Source organism: Haloarcula sp. Atlit-47R (assembly GCF_003665985.1).
Classification (GTDB): domain Archaea; phylum Halobacteriota; class Halobacteria; order Halobacteriales; family Haloarculaceae; genus Haloarcula; species Haloarcula taiwanensis.
The window spans coordinates 421,372-441,037 of the sequence record NZ_QPLQ01000001.1 but is presented as its reverse complement, the minus strand read 5'-3'; the positions used below and the strand labels follow the sequence as shown (position 1 = coordinate 441,037).

Annotated in this window: 22 protein-coding genes and 1 tRNA gene; 13 read left to right on the top strand and 10 right to left on the bottom strand. The window is 63.0% G+C overall.

The genetic code is table 11. The features are described from left to right. Window positions 1-5: 5 nt before the first annotated feature. Window positions 6-1,637 (bottom strand): alpha-amylase family protein, encoded by a 1,632-nt coding sequence (locus DVK00_RS02310; RefSeq protein ID WP_121577165.1) that lies wholly within the window; start codon window positions 1,635-1,637, stop codon window positions 6-8. A gap of 156 nt (window positions 1,638-1,793) precedes the next feature. Here DVK00_RS02310 and DVK00_RS02305 point away from each other — a divergent pair, with 156 nt between their 5' ends. The 4 genes from DVK00_RS02305 to DVK00_RS02290 all read left to right on the top strand — a co-directional run bounded on the left by DVK00_RS02305 (window position 1,794) and on the right by DVK00_RS02290 (window position 4,019). Further along, entirely contained in the window at window positions 1,794-2,276 is a 483-nt protein-coding gene (locus DVK00_RS02305; protein WP_101350750.1) for a rubrerythrin, read from the top strand. Beyond that, the gene (locus DVK00_RS02300; RefSeq protein ID WP_053967475.1) at window positions 2,273-2,707 is read left to right on the top strand and encodes a metal-dependent transcriptional regulator; all 435 of its coding nucleotides are present in this window, start codon (window positions 2,273-2,275) and stop codon (window positions 2,705-2,707) included. Before DVK00_RS02305 ends, DVK00_RS02300 begins: the two co-directional genes overlap by 4 nt. A 134-nt stretch (window positions 2,708-2,841) precedes the next feature. After that, window positions 2,842-2,914: transfer RNA gene (locus DVK00_RS02295), tRNA-Gln, on the top strand. Between the two features lie 376 nt (window positions 2,915-3,290). Further along, window positions 3,291-4,019: a GNAT family N-acetyltransferase gene (locus DVK00_RS02290; protein ID WP_101350749.1), complete on the top strand. Its 729-nt coding sequence runs from the start codon at window positions 3,291-3,293 to the stop codon at window positions 4,017-4,019. On the opposite strand, the gene DVK00_RS02285 is transcribed toward DVK00_RS02290, so the two are convergent. After that, window positions 4,020-4,217: a hypothetical protein gene (locus DVK00_RS02285; protein ID WP_101350748.1), complete on the bottom strand. Its 198-nt coding sequence runs from the start codon at window positions 4,215-4,217 to the stop codon at window positions 4,020-4,022. It abuts the gene before it with no gap. 275 nt (window positions 4,218-4,492) lie between these two features. Here DVK00_RS02285 and DVK00_RS02280 point away from each other — a divergent pair, with 275 nt between their 5' ends. Continuing rightward, window positions 4,493-5,209, top strand: coding sequence for an HD domain-containing protein (locus DVK00_RS02280; RefSeq protein ID WP_053967478.1), 717 nt, complete (start codon window positions 4,493-4,495; stop codon window positions 5,207-5,209). Here DVK00_RS02280 and DVK00_RS02275 read toward each other — a convergent pair. From DVK00_RS02275 to DVK00_RS02265, 3 genes are all read right to left on the bottom strand, one after another. After that, complete coding sequence (locus tag DVK00_RS02275) at window positions 5,204-5,902, bottom strand: LysE family translocator (protein ID WP_101350747.1); 699 nt, start codon at window positions 5,900-5,902, stop codon at window positions 5,204-5,206. The genes DVK00_RS02280 and DVK00_RS02275 overlap by 6 nt on opposite strands. A gap of 37 nt (window positions 5,903-5,939) precedes the next feature. Next, complete coding sequence (locus tag DVK00_RS02270) at window positions 5,940-6,830, bottom strand: coiled-coil protein (RefSeq protein WP_101350746.1); 891 nt, start codon at window positions 6,828-6,830, stop codon at window positions 5,940-5,942. A 265-nt stretch (window positions 6,831-7,095) separates the two neighbouring features. After that, entirely contained in the window at window positions 7,096-8,940 is a 1,845-nt protein-coding gene (locus DVK00_RS02265; RefSeq protein WP_121577164.1) for a hydrolase, read from the bottom strand. Window positions 8,941-9,048: 108 nt separating this feature from the next. On the opposite strand from DVK00_RS02265, the gene DVK00_RS21555 reads away from it, so the two are divergent. Both DVK00_RS21555 and DVK00_RS02260 read left to right on the top strand, forming a co-directional pair. Further along, window positions 9,049-9,222, top strand: coding sequence for a hypothetical protein (locus tag DVK00_RS21555; RefSeq protein ID WP_199722308.1), 174 nt, complete (start codon window positions 9,049-9,051; stop codon window positions 9,220-9,222). 26 nt (window positions 9,223-9,248) lie between these two features. Beyond that, the gene (locus DVK00_RS02260) at window positions 9,249-9,680 is read left to right on the top strand and encodes a DUF371 domain-containing protein (RefSeq protein ID WP_101350744.1); all 432 of its coding nucleotides are present in this window, start codon (window positions 9,249-9,251) and stop codon (window positions 9,678-9,680) included. A gap of 73 nt (window positions 9,681-9,753) precedes the next feature. On the opposite strand, the gene thsA is transcribed toward DVK00_RS02260, so the two are convergent. Next, window positions 9,754-11,313 (bottom strand): thermosome subunit alpha, encoded by a 1,560-nt coding sequence (gene thsA / locus DVK00_RS02255; protein ID WP_101350743.1) that lies wholly within the window; start codon window positions 11,311-11,313, stop codon window positions 9,754-9,756. A gap of 176 nt (window positions 11,314-11,489) precedes the next feature. Here thsA and DVK00_RS02250 point away from each other — a divergent pair, with 176 nt between their 5' ends. After that, window positions 11,490-12,299 carry an amidohydrolase family protein gene (locus tag DVK00_RS02250; protein WP_101350742.1) on the top strand — a complete coding sequence of 270 codons (810 nt, stop codon included), beginning with the start codon at window positions 11,490-11,492 and terminating at the stop codon, window positions 12,297-12,299. A gap of 44 nt (window positions 12,300-12,343) precedes the next feature. Here DVK00_RS02250 and DVK00_RS02245 read toward each other — a convergent pair whose 3' ends face one another. Both DVK00_RS02245 and DVK00_RS02240 read right to left on the bottom strand, forming a co-directional pair. Beyond that, entirely contained in the window at window positions 12,344-13,249 is a 906-nt protein-coding gene (locus DVK00_RS02245) for a glycosyltransferase family 2 protein (protein ID WP_101350741.1), read from the bottom strand. A gap of 93 nt (window positions 13,250-13,342) precedes the next feature. Then, window positions 13,343-14,047 (bottom strand): class I SAM-dependent methyltransferase, encoded by a 705-nt coding sequence (locus DVK00_RS02240; RefSeq protein WP_004517150.1) that lies wholly within the window; start codon window positions 14,045-14,047, stop codon window positions 13,343-13,345. A gap of 249 nt (window positions 14,048-14,296) precedes the next feature. On the opposite strand from DVK00_RS02240, the gene DVK00_RS02235 reads away from it, so the two are divergent. Genes DVK00_RS02235 through DVK00_RS02225 form a run of 3 tightly spaced genes read left to right on the top strand, consistent with a single transcriptional unit; the run spans window position 14,297 to window position 16,120 of the window. Continuing rightward, complete coding sequence (locus DVK00_RS02235) at window positions 14,297-14,566, top strand: helix-turn-helix domain-containing protein (protein WP_005537824.1); 270 nt, start codon at window positions 14,297-14,299, stop codon at window positions 14,564-14,566. Between the two features lie 9 nt (window positions 14,567-14,575). Next, window positions 14,576-15,361: an MBL fold metallo-hydrolase gene (locus tag DVK00_RS02230; protein ID WP_121577163.1), complete on the top strand. Its 786-nt coding sequence runs from the start codon at window positions 14,576-14,578 to the stop codon at window positions 15,359-15,361. Window positions 15,362-15,394: 33 nt separating this feature from the next. Next, a complete protein-coding gene (locus DVK00_RS02225) occupies window positions 15,395-16,120 on the top strand; it encodes a YkgJ family cysteine cluster protein (protein ID WP_121577162.1) in 726 nt (241 codons plus the stop codon). A 2-nt stretch (window positions 16,121-16,122) separates the two neighbouring features. Here DVK00_RS02225 and DVK00_RS02220 read toward each other — a convergent pair whose 3' ends face one another. Beyond that, the gene (locus tag DVK00_RS02220; RefSeq protein ID WP_101350738.1) at window positions 16,123-16,521 is read right to left on the bottom strand and encodes a TRAM domain-containing protein; all 399 of its coding nucleotides are present in this window, start codon (window positions 16,519-16,521) and stop codon (window positions 16,123-16,125) included. Between the two features lie 217 nt (window positions 16,522-16,738). On the opposite strand from DVK00_RS02220, the gene DVK00_RS02215 reads away from it, so the two are divergent. Next, a complete protein-coding gene (locus tag DVK00_RS02215) occupies window positions 16,739-16,981 on the top strand; it encodes a hypothetical protein (RefSeq protein WP_101350737.1) in 243 nt (80 codons plus the stop codon). A 160-nt stretch (window positions 16,982-17,141) separates the two neighbouring features. Continuing rightward, entirely contained in the window at window positions 17,142-19,160 is a 2,019-nt protein-coding gene (locus DVK00_RS02210) for a hybrid sensor histidine kinase/response regulator (RefSeq protein WP_121577161.1), read from the top strand. Here DVK00_RS02210 and DVK00_RS02205 read toward each other — a convergent pair. Beyond that, complete coding sequence (locus tag DVK00_RS02205) at window positions 19,048-19,653, bottom strand: MarR family transcriptional regulator (RefSeq protein ID WP_101350735.1); 606 nt, start codon at window positions 19,651-19,653, stop codon at window positions 19,048-19,050. The genes DVK00_RS02210 and DVK00_RS02205 overlap by 113 nt on opposite strands. Window positions 19,654-19,666: the final 13 nt, after the last annotated feature.

The following is a 19,666-nucleotide window of genomic DNA, read 5'->3' as shown; positions in this document are numbered from 1 at the left end:
GTCAGTCACCAGTCGCGCTTATCGCCACGGAGCCAGACGTAGTCACACGGGTCCAGCAGGAAGGTGACGCCGCCGTCTTCGATGTGATAGCCGCCGTCACCGACTGCCTTCGACGTGTCGGCGTCGGGGACTTCCCACTGGAGGACGGCTTCGCGGTACTCGTCGGCGAAGTTATGGGCGAAGATGAAGGCGGTGTCACCGGTGTCGACGCGGTGAACGAGCACGTCCTTGTGGCCCGATTCGATCAGATGGAGGTCGCCGCCGCTGAGTTCTGGGTTGCGCTTGCGGGCCGCGACGAGACGCTGGATGTGTGACAGCAGCGAGTCAGGGTCGGCTTGCTGGTCAGCGACGTTGATGTGCTCGAAGCTGTACTCCTTCCCGACGACCGGCGGGTTGTAGCAGTCCTCGCGAGCGGCCGTCGAGAAGCCGCCGTTCTCGGTGTCGTCCCACTGCATCGGCGTCCGGACAGACTCCCGTTCGTCGAGCCACAGGTCCGAGCCCATGCCGATCTCGTCGCCGGAGAGGATGACCGGTGTCCCCGGATACGCAAAGAGGAGGCTGTGAGCCATCGCGATGCGGTCGTGGTCGTGGCCGAGGAGGTCTGCCAGCCGGAGCCGGTGACCCCGACCGAAAATCCACGAGGAACCGTCATCGGGGCCAAAGTACTCCCGGGCGTGTTCCAGCGCTTCGTGGGGGAGTTTCAGGAGGTTCCACTCGTCGTGGTTCCGGAGGAAGTTCGCCCACTGTCCGATCCCTGAGATGTCCGGCAGGACCTCGTTCGCGCGGTGGAGTGGCCAGGTGTCTCTGACGCCGACGCCGTACACCATGTGAGCGTTCAGGACGAAATTGAACAGGAGGTCGAACGCCTCGCCGTCACCGAAGTAGTAATCGAGGTGTTCGGGCTGGTCGTCGGCCTCGGCGATGAGGATGGCGTGGTCCTTCGTCTCCCTGACGACGCGTTTCAGTTCTTTGAACAGCTCGATGTCCTCGGTTGTCCCGTTGTGCCCCTTCGGCAGCAGCATCGGGTGGGCGGCGTCAATACGGAAACCGTCTGCTCCCTGGTCCAGCCAGAAGCGCATCACGTCGTGGATTTCGTCGCGGACAGCGGGGTTGGCGACGTTGAGGTCCGGCTGATGGTGGTAGAACTGGTGGAAGTAGTGCTTGCCGGCGACCTCGTCGTAGCTCCAGACGCCGTCCTCGCGGTCGGGGAAAATGTTGGTCGTCTGGTACGCATCGTCGAGGTGGCTAGTCCAGAGGTAGTAGTCGTGGTACTTCGAGTCCGGGTCCCCGCGGGCGCGCTGGAACCACTCGTGGTCGATCGAGGTATGGTTGAACACGAGGTCGGTGAGGACACGGATGCCGCGGTCGTGGGCGCGGTCGGTGAGTTCTCGGAAGTCTGCCAGTGTTCCCATCCGGTCGTGGACGCTGTAGTAGTCGGCGACGTCGTACCCGTTGTCCCGGAGTGGACTCGGATAGAACGGGCGGAGCCAGAGGCAGGTCACGCCGAGGTCCTCGATGTAATCGAGCTTCTCGATGAGGCCCCGGAAATCGCCCCAGCCGTCGCCGTTGCTGTCGTTGAACGTCTTTACGTCCAGTGTGTAGATGACCGCGTCCTCGTGCCAGCCGTGTTCGACCATCTCGTGTGTGCCATCGAGTCCCAGCCTCTGGTAGTTTCGGGTCCGTCCGCGGACCGAGCCTGAACGGCTTCAGTTCGACGACAGGGAACCGCTTAAGTCCGGCCCTCCCCGAACTACGTGTATGACTGGAGCACAGCACCGAGTGGGGGTTGTACCGTGAGTCTCACACAGCCAGTGGTGTCCGATCATCAGCTGGCCCGGTTGCTACAGATCGGCATCGTCCTCGAAGAGGTCGTCGAGGCACGGGCGGCCAAGCACGCCGAGGAAACGAGCGGAGAGCACGAACAGGCGGTGCTCGACCTCCTCGCGCACGCCGAGACGGAGTCGGCCGAGCACCGCCGGCAACTGGAGGCACTCATCGACGACCTCGAAGCGGACACCGTTCCGTTCGAGGAAATCGAGATGCTAGTCGAGGCCCAGTACGAGGCCGACGAGGACTTCGACGGCGTGTTGTACGACCAGCTCTGTAACGAGGAGACGGCGTACAAGTTCTACGACGACCTCATCGAAGCCATCGAGGCGTCCGACGTGACATTCACTATCGACCGCGAACGGCTGCTTGCCGTGCTGTCGGATATCCGCGAGGACGAGGCAGAAGGTGTCGAAGACGTGACCGACCTGATGGAGGACTATCAATGAACACGCAGGCCCAGTATCTGAAAGCGATCTATCTCACGCAACAGCAAGAAGACGGTCCGGCATCCACCGGCGACGTGGCCGATATGCTTGATGTCAGTCCGGCGAGCGCCAACGAGATGATCGGCAAACTCGAAAGCCGTGGGCTGCTGAACCACGAGAAGTACAAAGGCGTCGACCTCACCGACGACGGCATCGCACAGGCTCGCGAGGCGCTCCAGAACTACTGTATCATCGAACGGTTCCTCATCGAGGTGCTAGAGGTCGAGGAGTTCCGGGCCGAGGCAAAGCAGCTGGAGGGCGTCATCGACGAAACGGTCGCTGACCGTCTCGATACGATTATCGACCGTAAACCGCAGTGTCCCGACTGTTTCGACCCTGAGGGGGATGTCTGTGGCCTGCTCGAAGTCGAGGCTGAAGTCACCAGCGACTGACCGGCCGCTCTCGAAGCGTTCAAGTGCGTTCCGTCGATTATCCTGCATACGGATCGCTCATAGCGAGTGACGTCCCGTGGTGGTGAGCAAATCCTGTGGATTTGCGCGGTACACGGGACAGACGAAGTGAATGAAGTCCCGTGGTGTAGTGGCCAATCATAAGGGCCTTTGGAGCCCTTGACGGCGGTTCGAATCCGCCCGGGACTATCCTCCGACAAACGAACGTGAGAAGTGGGTGGCTCTCGCGGATTCGATATTCAGAAGACGAGAGGATTCGAGTCTTCGCGGTTCGAATCCGCTCGGGACTATTCAGAGCAAGCTTGTGAACCGTAGATATCCTCGGCGAGTCGAACTCAGCGGACGAGAAAATTCGAGTCCCCGTGGTCTGAATTCCACTGAAGTGTCGGCTACCAGAACACAAACAGCGGTCACATTTCTAGAGGGTGCGATAGCAGCGCTAACGGGCTGACACGCCCCATTCGAGGCAACAAATCGCAGTGCCCTCACATGAATAGCCCAACGAGTGTCCCAAATTCTGACACCGAACTGTAGATTTATGATGTTTCGTGCCAACTAGTGGCATATGAAAATCAGGGAGGCAGTGTCGTCGGACAGGCCGGCTATCCGTGACGTGGCGCGTCGCTCGTTAGAGGCGTCGTATTCGCTGGGGCCGAAGGCGATCACGAGCGCTATCGAGGAGTGGTACGACGAAGAGCGTATCAATCAAATACTTACAGAGGAGAGTAACCGGTTGATTCTCGTCGCTGAGCAGGATGGGCAGGTGGTCGGTCTCTCCGAGAGCGTCCTCTCAGGGGATAGCATCGGAACGATACTCTGGCTGCACGTCGACCCAGCGTACCGCGGCGAAGGGATCGGGTCGGCACTGTTTGACGAGACCCACGGAGAGCTCCACGACCGCGGTGCCGAGACGCTCCAAGGGCGCGTGCTGGCCGACAACGTCGAAGGCAACAGCTTCTACGAGGACCGCGGCTTCGAACGCGCTGGCACGGGCGAGGTCGACATCGCTGGGCGGACCTACGTCGAGAACCTCTACACCGACGCCGAAGAGCTCGGCCGCGAACCGATAACCGACGACGGCCGGACGGTCTACGTCGACCACAACAACCACGAGTCCGGGTCGATAGCGCCGTTCCACGTGGTCCACGTCACCGAAGAGGGAAGCGACCGCTACGGGTACTTCTGTAGTAACTGTGAGACGCTGGCGAACGCGATGGATTCGATGGGCCGTATCGAATGTAACAACTGCGGGAACGTTCGCAAGCCGATGCGGTGGGACGCCGCCTATCTGTAACTACGGCGGCGACTGGTCCCCTGTGCGCTGTGACGATTCCTGTCTGTTTGCCGGGAGGAGTATCAGCTTGTAGTACAGGCCGAACAGGCACAGGGCGATACCGACGCCGACGAGCACATCAGTCACCGCGTGTTCGTTCGCCGCGTGGGTCACGATCGACACATCGCCGACGGGCATGTGGAGTGGCTGGAGAGGCATGTATGCTGATTTATCTATTAGATGTAAAAAGCTGGACTGATGTTCCCAGCCGCTGAGAACCAGTCGCTGGCTGGCTCCCAGTAATGACCCTACCTGACACAGCGTCAGAGATAGTAATGCGTCCCTTCGGGAGACTGCGACGACGGGGTTTACCCCGCTATCTCCATCTGAAAATGCCGGTGTAGCAGCCGTTCTCCCTGTCGTAACGCTAAAGAGTCGAACGTACGTCTATATGTGTAAGATGACTATCGAAATCCGTTTCGGGAGGTGGTGCTGTGGGCGTCGAGATTAGGGAGTCACCTGTCTCAGCCGACGCGTTCGAGGAAATGAAGGAGTTCGTCCACGACTACCTCGCGGCGAGCGTCGAAAACGAAGAAGAGGGCGGCCGGATGCGCTGGTATCCGTGGCACTCCGCGGAGTATCGCTTCAACCACATCCTCAACGTCGTCGACATCGCGACAAAAATCGCCCGCAAGGAGGGCGCAAACGTGGACGTGACTCGCGTTGCAGCGTTGTTTCACGACATCGCGAAACTGGAAGCCGAGCAGGACCTCCATGCGGAAGCCGGCGCTCGGATCGCACGCGAGTATCTGCGGGCACACGGTGACTACCCAGAATCGTTCATCGAACAGGTCTGCGCCGCCGTCGAGGCTCACTCGTACCAGGGGCCGCTGGACGACCTGCCGCTGGAAGTACAGTGTCTCATCGAGGCGGACATCCTAGACAAAGTCGGCGCGAACGGGACCGCCCTGATGTTGTTGCGCATGGGCTATGAGTCCCGGACGCATATGGACGCGGCCGAGATGGTCGACCGTGTCATCGAGCGCGGTGAGGACGCGCGCGAGCGCGTGCAGAGTGACACCGCCGAGTCTATCGTCCACCAGCGGCTCAAGCGGACCCGTTGGTTCCAGGAGTGGCTAACGATGGAAGTCGCCGACATGGCTGTCGAAGACGACCTCGACGAGGTGGCGACTGGGATGGGCGATTCATAGCGCCCGCAGCAGGAACAGAACCCCAGTCCCGGCGAGAACAGCGGCACTAATCCACGCGACCAGCGGTGCGAGCCGCTCGATACGCGTTCTCGCGGCGACAATCGCCGCCGGAAATCCCGTAATCCAGATACCGATCCCGCCGAAAAACCCACCCAACAGCACCGGGTGGCCGGTTTGGACGGTTAATGCGTCAGACCCGACCGCGGGCACGTACGACGCCACGTCGACCACACCCGGTTCAAGGAGGCCCACGCCGACGGTGAGCCAGAAGGCGACCTGATAGGGGTTTGTCAGTGCCAGCACGAGCGCCTTGCGAAAGCCCCGGCTGTCCCCGGACGCGACCGACGACTCCCCCTCGGTAACTACTGTATTGGCCTCCTGAACTGCTCCGTACGCGAACCAGAGCATCAGGAGCCCGCCGGCACCGATCATCACTCGTCGAAGTCCCGGCGTCTCGGTGATGATCGTAGCGGCGCCGAGCACAGCGAGCACAAGGAAGCAGGCGTCAGCAGTCATCGCGCCGAGGCCAGCGAGGAAGCCGGCCCGCCAGCCCCGCAGTGCACTCTCCTCGGCAATAACGGCGTTCATCGGACCCGGTGGCGCGGCGAGAGCGAGGCCAAACAGGATTCCACCGAGAGCTGTCGGGACGAGCGAGAGCGCGCCGAGCTGGAGCAGGCCAGGTGAGTGATGCATCTATGGTCCGAGAAAACAGAGAGAAAATCCCGCAGACTTACAGCTTGCCGGCCTTCTGGAGCTTCATCAGGTCCTCGGTGTCGAGGGTCTCGCCTTCCTTGAACTTCTGGTAAATCTCCTCGGCTTCCTCGCGAGCGGCTTCCTGCTTTTCTTCACGCTGGGAGCGCTCCTGCTCTTCTTCCTTCTTGTCGAGCTCGCGGAGGCGCTTCTGGACGCGGACGAAGTCCTCGTGGTGCTGGTCGGCCGCTTCCTGGGCCTCGACGAACTCCTCGTGTTTCTCGTCGGCCTCGTCACGGATCTCGTCGGCCTCGCGGTAGGCCTCGATCATCTCGTTGTGGTGCTTCTGAGCCTCGTCGGCCAGTTCCGTGACCTTCTGGTGGTGCTTCGAGGCTTCCGAGCGGACCTCTTCCGCTTCCTCTTTGAGCTCTTCGAGGTCGCCGCCCTGGTCGAGCTTCTCCTGTTTCTCCTGGAGCTTCTCGCGCTTGGTCTCGATTTTCTCGATGAGCTCCTTCTCGTCCTCCGAGGAGAGCACTTCGGTCTGTTGCTTGAACTCGAGATCTTCGATCTCCTCTTTGAGTTGTTCGACCGACGTGCCCTCATCGAGTTCGAGGTCGTTTTTCAGGTTATCGACTTTGTCGAACAGCTCGTTTGCTTCCGCATTAAGCTCGTTTCGCTTGTCCTTGTGCTCTTGGACCTGCTCGTTGAGCTCGTCGCGTTTCTCGCGGTGTTCCTGGGCTTCGTCGACCTTTTCGCGAGTCTTCGCGTTCAGGTCGTCGCGGGCGGAGGCCCGCTCGGACGCCATCTGGTTCAGCTCGTTCCGTCGGTCGCGGAGCTGGCCGGCGAGTTTGATGAGCTCGCCTTTCGATTTGTTTTCGAGATCCTCTTCGGTTACTGTAACGTTCTTTGATTCGTCTATCGAGTCTGCCATTGTTGAATCCTCTATGCCATCACCGCTTCAGCACAGACAGTCGGCCCACTACTGAGGGGCTGACACCAATAACAAGGGTTCCCTCTCATGTTGGGCTGAAAGCGATACTGCCTGAACGCGGAAGCGTTCTGGTGTCTACGAATAGAGGTGGATATTGTTTAAACATTCCGGTGCACTGAATACCGCGTCAACGTCTCACACGCCCTATTTCGGGGGCGAGACGGTCACTATCGTCTGTGGTTCCCTTGTATATCACGGGCATATATCACTCGCTAATACGGTACTCGTTCTTGACGACAGTCTGGCCGTCGGTGGCGGCGAGCGTCACGTCGTCACCGGCTGAAAGAGTAAGCGTGTCGACGGTGACGCGGGCGAACGGACCGACAGTGTGTTCGGCCTGTTCGCGGTCCCCGTTGCAGTCCCATTCCACGGTGAGGTCCGCTTTTTCTGGACGGTCGTGGAGGACGACGACATCCCGCTCGCCGGGTGCTGGGTCCGAGAGTATTACCTGCGTGGGCTCGTAACAGTCGGCAAGAACACTGAACGCCGTCTTCCCGGTGCCATCCGTGGTGAGCAGACCCATACCGGCGTCACCGACATCTCGGAGGCTATCCACGATCATGAGTGGCGTGGCGCGGCGCCGGAGCGACTCGGCAACCTCGCGGACGACGCTGGCCTGATACGCCTGTGACGCGTCGAGGCCGCCGTCGACGTGTCGGTCGTGGCAGGCGCGATCGAACCCGGGACTGTCGCCCGGGTCCGGCCGCCCAAGCGCACCGGCACCAAAACCGGCGACGACATCGCCAACGCCGAACGTGGAACAGAGCCACGGGAGGTCGGCCGTGTCGGCATACTGCCACCCCGGGTACAGCGTGGCCGCGTCGGGACCGATTCCGGGCGGACCGACCACCGGAAACGTCGGAACGGCGTCGACGCTCCCGGCCACTGACTTGGCGTCCGTGCTGTCGTAGCCGGCTCGCCAAGCGCGCCATCGGACGCGAAGTCTGTCGAGGAACCCAGAGCCCAGCCCGTCAGCGTACGGAGATACTGGCTCGTCGTGAACACCGACCGCCGCGAAACTGGGATGCTGTGCGTAGGTCGTATCGAGCCGCGTTGCGAGGGCAATTCCTCGTTCGCGGTCGAATGAACCAGGGCCCGACAGCGGGAGGTCCTGCCAGAGCAGGACGCCGTGGTCGTCACAGGCGCGGGCCACTTCGGGCGGCGTTCCCTGTGCCCGAATCCGAACCAGATTTGCATTGGCGTCGACAGCCCGTGCGACATCTTCAACAGTTGGGTCCAGCAGCGTTACGCCGCGAACGGGCACGGCCTCGCCGTTGACCCGCAGGCCGTCGTCGTAGGAGACGGTGCGCAGTCCCGTCGTCACCGAGTGCTCGTCGTCGCCGAGCTTCGCCCTGAGAACGTAGCGGGACTGCGCGCCGCGGTCGTGGGGCCACCACAGTGACGGGTCGCGCACGTCCATCGTGTAGGCCACCGTTGTCCGCTCGTCACTGGTCGAGACGCGGGCCCGATCCATCATTCCGCCGCCACGCACGTCGCCTTCCGGCCGCAGAGAGAGGGTTATCCGGTCGTCGAGGGGCTCTTCGGTCAGGACGGTCGCCGACACCTCGACCGTCGCGTCGGACACGTCTTCTTCCGACACCTGTGGCTGGACTGAAAGCTCGCTCACGCAGGGGTCCGGTCTGGTTTCGATGCTCGCATCCCACCAGATGCCCGGGACGCAGCGCTCCGGCGGAAGCTGGTCGGTCGCGTGCAGGCCGCCAAAGCGGTCCTCTGGCGTGCGACACTCCACGACGATCCTGTACTCCTCGCTCTCGGGGAGGCGAATCCGGAGCGGTTCGAAGTAGGCATCGTGGCTGCTGAGTAAATCGCCGTTGCACCACACGCGTGTGTGCGCGTATGTTCCGTTCAGTACGAGCAGGGCGTGTGCGTCGCTCTCGTCCCGCGGGTCCGAGAACGTCGTTTCGTAGGCCACGGCCTCGGCGCCGGCGAACTGTTCTGGCCGGCCGGGTACCGACACCGGTTCCCACGCCTCCGGGGACGGCATCTCGTCGTCCGGCGCAACCGCCGCGCCGCGCCACTCCAGCGACATACCTTGTGGCCCGTTCCCCGAGGGCATATCCTTTGCCCCACGCCTTCACTTTCACTTTCACTGCGGGGACGGCTCGCTTTGACATAGGTAGCCACCTATTATCCAGATATGCTCACTGAACTGCACGAGGCAGCGACACCGACCTGCGAGGCCCAGCACTGCGAGCGCTCGCTCGGGGAGCCGGCGCTGGTGTTCGAGACCGACGCTGGCCGCCGCGAAGCGCACGAGTGCGTCTGCGGTGCGGTGACGGTTACCGTCGTCCGCTCCGAGTCGTCCCGCTGAAGTATGCCCGGCGGCGAGCGAGAGGTATGACACTCGAAGAAGTGGTCCACGCACAGGGCCACGAGAACGTCGCCGGCGAGCACGCGAGCACGCTAGAAGTGACGAGCGACGACTTTCTGACACCGGCCGGTGACTGCATTCTAGCTATCGAAGCTGACCGCGTCCCCGCCGACTTCGATGAGAAGTTCGTAGCGGCCTGCCAGGACGCCGACGCGACGATTACGGCGATTATCGAGGCTGGTGACCACACTGTTACCGTGACCGGAACCGGCCATCCAGACCTCTCCTTCGAGAACGACCGGAGCCACGTCCTGCGGACGAGCGACTACGTCGATGACCGGACTGTGATGGTAAACGCCGACGCGGCGGCCGGCGACGTGGACCGGGACCTCGTCGAAGCGCTCGCTGACGGGGCCGATGCGACGCTGACGCTTTCTGTCGAGCCCAGCGGCGACTGAGCGGTGGTTTCTACAGCGGTCGCGCCGCTCTCTGGCGCGGTCAAAAGAAAACAGGTTTGACGTCTAAACCAGCTTAGCTCGACGAAATAACGTCGTCGATGCGGACGATCATCGTCGCCGCCTCGGTGGCGGAGTCGACCGCTTCGCGCTTGACAGCGGCGGGGTCGAGGATGCCGTACTCGACGGGGTCAGCAACGACACCAGTCTGGCCTTCGCTGATGACGCCAGCGATGCCCTCGCTCTCGTGTTCGGCGCGGAGGTCGACGAGCGCGTCAATGGCATCGAGACCCGTGTTCTCGGCGAGCGTGCGGGGCAGGACGTCGACAGCGTCGGCGAACGCTTCGACGGCGAGCTGCTTGCGGCCCTCGATTGACGCCGCTTCGGAGCGGATGTGGTCGGCGATGGCAATCTCCGTGGCGCCTGCGCCGGGGACCACACCGCCAGCGTCGAGCGCGGCGATGACCACGTCGAGCGCGTCGTTGAGCGCGCGTTCGAGTTCGTCGACGACGTGTTCGGTGGAGCCGCGAGCGATAACTGTGACGGACTCGGCGGTCGCGCCGCCGGTAATGAACGTCACGTCGTCGTCGCCCTGCTTTTCCACGTCGACACTGTCAGCGTGGCCGAGCGCGTCCTCATCAAGAGCTTCGAGGGAGCCGACGCGCTTTGCGCCGGTCGCCTCAACGATGTCCTTCGCGGTCGAGGAGCTGATGCTGTCGGCGACGAAGACGCCTTCCTTGGCGAGCTGGGAGGCGACGCGGTCGGCGACGTCCTCGGTGACGAAGGCGACGTCAGCGCCGCTCTCGACGACTTCCTCGGCGTAGCCCTGCAGTTCGCTCTCTTCGGCGTCGAGTGCGGCGTTGAGCTGGTCGACGCTAGAGACGTTGTACTCGGCGTCGATGTTGCTCTCGCGGACGTCGAGCTCGGTGTCGATGACCGCGATGGACGCGTTCTCGACCGAGGACGGCATGTTGTCGTGGACGGCCGTCTCGTCAACGATGACGCCTTCGACGAGCTTGGTCGCGGAGGAAGCCGCACCCGTCTGGGTGTGGACTTCGATGTTGTCCCGGCGAACGCCGTTGTCGCTCTTGGCGTGACGGACGGCGTCGACGACGACTTCGGCGAGTTTCTCGGCCTCGACATCACCAGTGCCCTTGCCGGTCATCGATGATTCGGCGACCTCGACGAGCGTCTCGTCGTCGAGGTCGACATCGAGGACGATCTCGTTGATGGCCTCCTGTGCGAGTTCGGCGGCAGCGGAGTATCCCTCGACGATTGTCGTCGGGTGGACGTCGTCGTCGAGCAGGTCCTCGCCTTTCGTCAGCAGTTCCCCGGCCAGCACGGACGCGGTCGTCGTTCCGTCGCCCACTTCGTCCTCCTGGGTCTGGGCGACCTCGACGATCATCTGGGCCGCGGGGTGTTCGATATCCATCTCGGAAAGGATGGTCGCCCCGTCGTTGGTGATGACCACATCACCGTCGTCGGAGACGAGCATCTTGTCCATGCCGCGGGGACCGAGCGTGGTCCGTACGGACTCGCTTACGGCCTTTCCGGCGGAGATGTTCGATGACTGTGCGTCCTTTCCGTGTGTGCGCTGGGCGTCCTCATCAAGGATGAAAAGAGGCTGGCCGCCCATGCGTCGCTGGCCAGATGACATATGTGTTGAACCTCACTTAAGACAAGGCAAGCGGTTCTATATAAAACTTTCTAACGGCGCAGACCGCTCGTTGGGCGACAGCGCGGTTCCTGTCTCTGTAATCCTGGCCGGACCTACACATCTTTTAATATGGGTCTATACACACCGTATAGTAGATGCTAGAGCTGGAGCACGGCTTTCGGGTCGTCGACGTGCACGCACGGCTGGAACCCGACGAGCAGCGCCGGCCCCGAGACGGCATGGGTGACCCGGAGCAACTGGAACGGGAGATGCACCAGGCCGGCGTCGTCCGCTCCGTCGTCTTCCCTGGCGAGCGAGACGGGTCGTATCTGAAAGCGAACAACGCCGTCGCCCGGATGACCGTCGAGCGACCGATGGTCGCCTTCGCCAGAGTCAACGGCGCTCGGGACCCGGGGTCCGGCCCCGGGTCGGCGCTTCGCAACCTCGCAAGTAGTCGCACAGATGACCATACCTCGCCTGCGGACATCGAACAGTACGCCTACGACGACCGGTTCTACGGCTTCAAGCTCCATCCACCGACCGACGGGCTACCCGATGACGAAGTCCTCGCAGAACTGGAGTCAGTGTCGCTGCCCGTTATCGTCCACGGCGGCGAAGGGTTCCCGCCCGAAACTGTCGCCGAATCGCTGCTATCGTACGACTTCCCGGTCATTCTCTCACACTTCGGCGCGCATCCACTTCGGCAGGACCTGATGGAACGAGCCATCGACCTACTGGCGGCCCACGACAATCTGTATCTCGACACCAGCGCGGTCCGCTACCGGGGGCCGATGGAACGGGCGGTTCTGGAACATCCTGACCGTGTTCTCTTCGGGAGCGGCGTCCCCAGCGTTCACCCGAACGTGGCTGTCATGGAGATTCTGACACTGGATGTCCCCGAAGACGCGATGCGCAAGGTGTTCTCGAACAATCCAAACCGCGTCATCGAAGCGCTGGCGCCCTGATCGCCGGCAGCCGCCACACCGGTAGAACGGGCGACAGTCGTGGGTTACCGCCAGTCGTACACAGTCACTGCGCGGTCCGCACGCGCGGACCGACCGTTCGGATTCCGGCGGAGTGTCCGGTCGGTCACGCGTGCCCTGACTCCGTCGACGATTCCCGACCCGACGCCGCCGAACACGTCCTGCCCGTTGCCGAGCCACTGCGACGGCGTCGTCTCCCCGCGCACGACATCGACCAGCGCGTCTTTCGCGTCACCGATCGCGTGGCTGAGGAGTCGCCGCACCACAGTCGGCCGGACGTTGTAGTTTTTCACAAGTCGATACGCGAGCGAGCGGTACTTCCAGTTCCAGTCGGTCTCTGCGATGCCGCCGTCGGCCTCGAACTCGCGGCTGACACACATTTTTGTGCTCCAGTCGACACCGTACTCACTGGCGGCCATCCGGTGTGCGAAGTCCCGGGCGCTGCCGACATTCAGATACTCGTCGAATCCGTCCAGTGCTTCCAGTACCTCGGCATCGAACGCGACGTTGCCGGGGTTGAAATACGTCACGTCGCGGCCGGCTATCGTCCGTGTTTCTTCTGTTTCGGTCGTCATCCCGGCCCACAGTTGCTGGTGTGTCGGTCCGGTGATGGCTTGCGCGGTCCCCGAAAGCCCGTCTCTCACGGCGTCAGCCCAGCCGGACTCGACTGAGAGCGACTGATGGACGAGCGCGATAACGTCCCCCGTCGCCCGGTCGATGCCAGCGTTGCGGGCGACTGTCACCGAGCGGTCGGCGATTTCGACGAGAATAGACACGTCGTCCCGGTCGCGGATCATGCCAGTCGTCCCGTCGGCTGACGGGCCGTTGACGACGATTACTTCCGCATCCGGAACCTGCTCGGTGAGTGCGTCCAGACAGCCGGCCAGCTCTTCCCGGCCGTTCAACGTCGGGACCACTACCGAGATATCCATACCTCTGGGTAGGACGGCGAAGGCGCTTAAAAGTCGCGGGAGGCGGACGCGAACTCTCCGCTACAAAACCGGGAGCGTTTGAGCGGCGATGCGCTACACGTGGGTGTTCCAGTACGACACCGACGCCAACTTTTCGCCGAGCGGTGTGCCGCCAAGCGCCGTATCGAGCGAGCGGAACGAGGCGGCCAGTTCGTTCGGAATCTTCCGATAAAACCCGTACGGAAGGAGCCAGTCGTGGTTCGCGTCGGTCAGTTCCAGTCCGGCCCCGTCTAACAGCCGGTCGATCTCCCAGCGGGAGTAGAGCCGCGACCCCATCGGGAGCGCCCAGTTGTATATCGACCGGGTGGAAAACCGGTTGAACGTATCAAAGAAAACCTGCTCCTTCGAGACGCGGCGCATCTCCGCGAGAAACGCCGCAGGTGTGTCCGCCAGATGGAAAAAGCGCATCGCAAACACAGTGTCGAAATGGTCGTCCGGGAACGGGAGTCGGGCGGCATCGCCCCGCATGAACTCCACGTGGTCGTCGACACCGGTCGCCTGTGCTTTCTCACGGCCCTGCTGGAGCATCGGTCCCGAGATGTCCAGCCCGGTGATATTCGCGCCGCGCTCGGCCAGCATCACAGTGAACCGGCCGGTCCCGCAAGCTACCTCTAATACGTCCTTATCGGCCACGGGGCCGATTGCGTCGAGGACGGCCTGCTTCTCGCGTCGGTCGATCAGCCGACCACCACGGGAGAACCGCTTGGCCTCGTACTCTTCGGCCACGGTGTCGGCCTGATACCACTCCTGCCCTTTCACGGTGTATTGCTCACCCCGCGGGGGATAAAACGATACTGGAATCCCCTTTCATCGGTCGGGTTGTTTTCCAGTCCATCCGGAACCGGCCACACTCCTGGCCCTGAAAGTTCCGGGCACGTATTCCTGCTACCGGCCGGAACCGCACGATGGCGGTTTTGTATAAGGACACATTAAACACTTCATAGAATCTGTATTGTTTGGTCATGCATATAGCCAAGTTTTACCAGTAAGTCTGGAATATCAGCCACTATGAGCGCATTAACTGAAAACGCTGCACCGGCACCGTTCACCGATGAGGAGTTCCGCGACACGCTGCGTGAACTCCCGCCGAGCGCGAAGCTCGTCGCGAAGGTGCTGGAAGACGATGCTCCGTTGTCACAGGGCGACCTGGCCGAGAACTCGCTGCTCCCGGACCGTACTGTCAGGTATGCCCTGAACCGGCTGGAGGAGTCTGATCTGGTAGACTCGCGGTATAGTTTCACCGACGCACGCAAACAGGTTTATTTCCTCACGGTCTGACCGGCCGGCATGAACTGGCAGCGGGCCGACGTACCCGTCTCGACACGGGCACCAACTGGCAACACGGCGGCATACGTTTGTGGCGACGAGGCGGCGCTTCTCGTGGACCCTGCGGCGACGAACGATGCGCTCGATTCGCTTCTCAGCGACCGCACCCTCGCACACATTGCGCTCACGCACCATCACCCTGACCACGCTGGTGCCGTTGCACACTACGCCGGAGAGACGGGCGCGACGGTGTGGGCGCGCCACGGTCGAGCAGGCGCGTTTGAAGCTACGACCGGCGTTTCCCCGGACAGACTGTTCAGCGGAGGGACGACGATTCCGACTGATGCCGGCCCAGTGACCGTCATCGATACGCCGGGACACGCGCCGGAGCACGTTGCCTTCGCAACAGACGGGGCCGTCGTCTCCGGCGACCTCGCCGTCGCTGAGGGCAGCGTCGTCGTCGGTGCACCCGAGGGCGACGTTCGGGCCTATCTCGCGTCACTGCGCCGCCTCCACGCCAGAAACCCCGACGTGCTGTTACCGGGTCACGGCCCGCGTATCGAGACGCCACGGGAGACCTGTGCACGACTCATCAATCACCGACTGGAGCGTGAGCGGCGTGTTCGGGACGCTGTCGACCACGGCGCCACTACGCTGGACGAAATCCTCAACGCCGCCTACGAAAAGGACCTCACCGGCGTGCGCGACCTGGCCCGCGCGACGGTGCTGGCCCACATTGAGAAACTCGCTGTCGAAGGCGTGCTCTCGTGGGACGGCGACCGGGCCGTGCCGAACCCGGCGGAGTGACGCCTTTTTGCCCGTCGGCCCGCTAGCGATGCTGTGGACTCCTTGGAAACCGAACTTGAACGGGCCCGTGCCCTCGACGAGTCGGACTTGGCCGACGCAATCGAGACGATCGGGTTCGAATGCACCCGCTGTGGAGCCTGCTGCAAGGCCGAGTCAGCGTGTAGTGCGGGTGGCGCGAGTGACGGACCCGATGGGTCCGACGAGCAGCCCAAGTCCGCTGAAACCGATGCTGAACCCCACACTGCGACGGTGTTTCCCGACGAGATCCGGCAGCTACAGGCGACCGGGGAGTACGACTTCCGCGACGTGGCTCGACCGATGCCGTACGGACTGGCTGACGGCCCTGACGGCCCCGAAGGCGAGACGTTTGAGTGGGCGCTCCAGACCGATGACTGCGGCGACTGTACGTTCTACGCTGAGGACGGCGGCACGGGTGCCTGTACGGTCCACGCTGACCGCCCGCTCATTTGCCGGACCTACCCGTTCAGCGTCGCGCTCGGCGGGACGAGCCAGCCGATGGGCGAAGCCGTCGACGAGGCGGGGATGGTCCGGGCCCACGAATGTGAGGGGCTCGGTCGGGATATGTCCAGAGCCGACGCCGAGGAGTTGGCAGCAGCGCTCAAGGAGCGCGCCGTTCGAGAACTGACGGAAGCAATCGGCGTCCGCGACAACTACCGGCCCGTCGACCAGTCAGCCGGACAGGTCGTCGTCCACGACTCCGAAGGAGCCAAGCGCCCCGACGGCAGCCCCTACGAGTAGCGTCACACGTCGTCGATGATTTCGCCGACTGCGAAGTTCGACTTGACCTCGGTCACTTCGATCTTGACACGTTCGTCGATTTCGGCTCCCGGAACGATGATGACATAGCCGCGCTCGACGCGGGCGATGCCGTCGCCCTGCTTGCCGATGTCTTCAATCTCGACGTAGCGCGTCTCACCCGGTTCGACCGGCGGTTGTGGCTGATCCGGTGGCGTCTCCGCCACTGTCTCCTCGTCCGCCTCTGTCCCCTCGTCTGCGGAGATAAGCGCAACGCGGTAGGTACTGCCCGAGTCGACTGCGCCCGTCTCGACCTCTCGACGAGGGATCTCTACGACGTACCGGTCCCCCTCGCTGCGGATATCGGCACTGAACAGACACAGCAGTTGATCCGAGATTTCCAATGTGATAGACCTCCGTTCGGCCACAAAACGGCCCATTACTAAAGAACTGCCGGAGCGAGCGACCGCGGTGTTTCCCGCCTGTACCAACCGACTGTCGCGTGGCCCAACTCGCGGCAGTATGTCCGCTTCGAATGAGAGAAAACCGCAAGACTACGGGCCGTTAACCGTCTGTACCAAATCCAATAAGGGTGTCTCGGTGCTGCTAGTAACTGTACTAATGAGCGCCACCGCACAACCCACCGACAGTCCGCTCTCGGACAAGCAGCGACGTATTCTGGAGTATCTCCGTTCCAATGCTGACGACCAGACGTATTTCAAGTCCCGGCTTATCGGCGACGAACTCGGGCTCTCGGCGAAGGAAGTCGGCACGAACATGACCGCAATCGCCGACGGCGACCACGACGTGGCCGTCGAGAAGTGGGGCTACTCCTCCTCGACGACGTGGATGGTCGAAGCGTAAGCCCGGACTCCGCCGAACGAGCGGTACTGTCCCCCGCGCAGAGACGGTTCGGTGTCGTCGCTCACTTTTCCGTCAGTCACGACCCCTTGAGATGCATGCTTCTGTCTGCCGAGCTGAATGTGCATATTCATAACAGTTGACGGCATAGTCGGACCCAGTAATGGGAGAGGCTGGTTCCCCGATTCGAGTCCTCCACGTCGACGACGACCTGCAGTACGCGGAGACGACGGCGGCGTTTCTCGAACGAGAGCGGGCCGCGTTCGACATCGAGACCGCGACGAGTGCATCGGAGGGGCTGGCCCGACTCGAATCGGCGACGTTCGACTGCATCGTCTCGGACTACGAGATGCCCGGCGAAAGCGGCATCGACCTCCTTGAATCCGTCCGCGAGGCGTACCCGGAGCTACCCTTTATTCTGTACACGGGCCGAGGCAGCGAAGCAGTCGCCGGGGATGCTATTTCGGCTGGCGTCACCGACTACCTGCAGAAGACGTCTGACACCAGCCACTACGCACTTCTGGCCAACCGCATCACCAACGCCGTCCAACAGTACCGGTCACAGCGCGCCCTCGAAGAGAGCACGGACCGGCTGTCGCTGTTTATCGACCAGTCGCCGCTGGGCTTCGTTGAGTTCGACTCCGACTTCGAAATCGTCCGGGTCAACGACACCCTCACCGAGATATTCGGCTACACCGAAGACGAACTGCTCGGGGAGACGTGGGAGGTGTTCGTGAGTCCGGACAGCTACGACGACGTCGACGCGGTCACCTCTGCCCTCAGTGAGGCCAGCGGCGGCTACCACAGCGTCGACGAGAACGTCCGGAAAGACGGCGAGCGTATCATGGTCGAGTGGCACAACCGCCTCGTCACCGACGACGCGGGCGATGTCGTCACTATCTTCTCGCACTGTCAGGAGGTCACCGAGCGTATCGAGCGCGAGCGGAACCTCGCCCAGCTACGGGACTTTTTCGCCGAGGCGGAGGAACTGGGTGACCTCGGCGCGTGGGAGTTCGACGAAAGCGGGATGTCGACCTGGACAGCGGGCACCCGCCGCATCCACGAGGTCGACGACGACTTCGAGCCGACAGTCGAAGGTGGGCTGTCGTTCTACCATCCCGAAGACAGGGAGACAGTCGCGGACGCCGTCGATGCGGCCCTCGAAGACGGGGAACCGTATGACCTCGAAGTCAGGCTCATCACCGCGACAGGCGACTGTCGGTGGGTCCGGACCCGCGGCAAACGAGTCGAGGACGCGGAACGCCGCACGGTCCGGGGGTTCATCCAGGACATCACCGAACAGAAGGAACGTGAGCGCCGGCTCCGCGTCCAGAACGACCGGCTCGAGTCCTTCGCAAGCGTCGTCAGCCACGACCTTCAGGGGCCGTTGACGGTCGCGCAGGGCCACTTGGAACTGGCCCGTCAGGAAGGGACCGACGACCATCTCGACAGCATCGACAGCGCCCACCAGCGGATACAGACGCTCATCGACGACATCCTGACGCTCGCACGCGACGGCCGCGAGGCGACGACCACCGAGCCGGTCGACTTACACACCGCCGCGACCGCCTGCTGGCAGACCGTCGAAACTGGGGACGCGACCTTAGAGACCGACACCGACAGCGTCGTCGTCGCGGACCCCCGGCGGCTGCGTCGCCTGCTGGAGAACCTGTTCCGGAACAGCGTCGCACACGGATCCCTTCCCACCCAGGGACAGGATGGGGATGTCGAACACAGCACCACGCCGCCCCAGTCGGACGCCGTCGTCGAGCACGGCGACGGCGTGACGGTCACCGTCGGCGACATCGACGACGAAAGCGGGTTCTACGTCGCCGACGACGGGCCGGGCGTCCCCGAGGACGAGCGGGACGCGGTGTTCGAAGCGGGCTACTCGACCGCGTCCGACGGCACCGGCTTCGGCCTCGCAATCGTCGCTGACATCGCCGCCGTCCACGGATGGGATGTGAGCGTGACCGACAGCGAGGCGGGCGGGGCCAGGTTCGAGATAACAAGCATCGTCGAAGGGGGGAGAGACGGACGCGGCTGGGTTGACAGCCGGGACCCGAGCGTCACGGGTCGTACCGCAGTAGCGAGTCGGCCTCGCCGGCTAACGCGGCCACATCGTCGCCGAACGAATCGGCGTACCGAATCAGCAGTGTCAGCACGGTTTCGGGTTCCGTAACTGCGTAGCCGTCTTCTCTGGACAGGAGCCCGGCGGCCTCCAGATCGGCGGCGTAGTTGCTCACCGTCGGCCGTGAGACGTCCAGTTCAGTGGCCAGTTCCGACGCCGTCGCGTCCGGGCGGCGCAGCAGGGTGACGAGCATCCCGCGAGCCGTGGACCGCCGCAGGTAGCCAAGCGCCACCTGTTCGAACTCGGAGAACTGCCCGGCCGGGAAGTACCTGCGGTAGTCGCCGTCCTTCTGTGACGTGACGACGGCCTCGTTTTCCAGCCGGTGGAGGTGGTGCTGGGCCTCACCAGTCCCGAGTTTGAGGTCGTCACGAAGCTTCGAGAAGTGGGTCCCGGGGTGTGTCGAGACGTATCCGGCGATGGCGTCGGGCGCGTCGCTCTCGCTTCCGCTGTCGCCGAAGCGGGCAAACGGACTTGCTGCACCGAGGGCGGCAAAGCGACGGAGTGTCGCTCGTTTATCCTCGTCCACGTCGCCCTCACGCGTCATTGCTACCGAAAAG